This window comes from Streptomyces chattanoogensis (assembly GCF_001294335.1).
GTDB lineage: Bacteria > Actinomycetota > Actinomycetes > Streptomycetales > Streptomycetaceae > Streptomyces > Streptomyces chattanoogensis.
Window position 1 is genome coordinate 1 of record NZ_LGKG01000077.1, and the last position, 397, is coordinate 397.

General features: G+C 73.6%; 1 protein-coding gene. It reads left to right on the plus strand.

All coding sequences use genetic code 11. The annotated features are described in order from the left end of the window. Positions 1-336 (plus strand): single-stranded DNA-binding protein (locus ADL29_RS10285; RefSeq protein ID WP_157878436.1); only part of this gene is annotated, 336 nt, incomplete at its 5' end. Positions 337-397: the final 61 nt, after the last annotated feature.

Below are 397 nucleotides of genomic sequence, written 5' to 3' on the forward strand. Positions count from 1 at the left end.
GTGTGGCGGTCCCTGGCCGAGAACGCGGCCGGCACTCTCACGAAGGGGATGCGCGTCCTGGTCGTGGGCGACCTGCGACAGCGGACGTGGACGGACGAGAAGACGAACGAGAAGCGTTCGGCGTGGGAGGTCGAGGGGTCCGCGGTCGGCCCTGACCTGACGTTCGCCACGGCCACCGTGACGAAGGTGGCCAAGTCCCAGGGATCGGCCCCGGGTGACGACGCGTGGGCCAGTGCCTCCCGCACCCGTCCGGCGGTCCCGGCCGGAGCCCCGGCGGGTGCCGCCGCGAACGGCCAGGCGCAGGACGGAGGGTACACCGAGGAACCCCCTTTCTGAGGGGCGGGTGCGGCAACGACCCCCGGACCGTACTGACCGAGGGTGACCGCGCGGCGGTCCG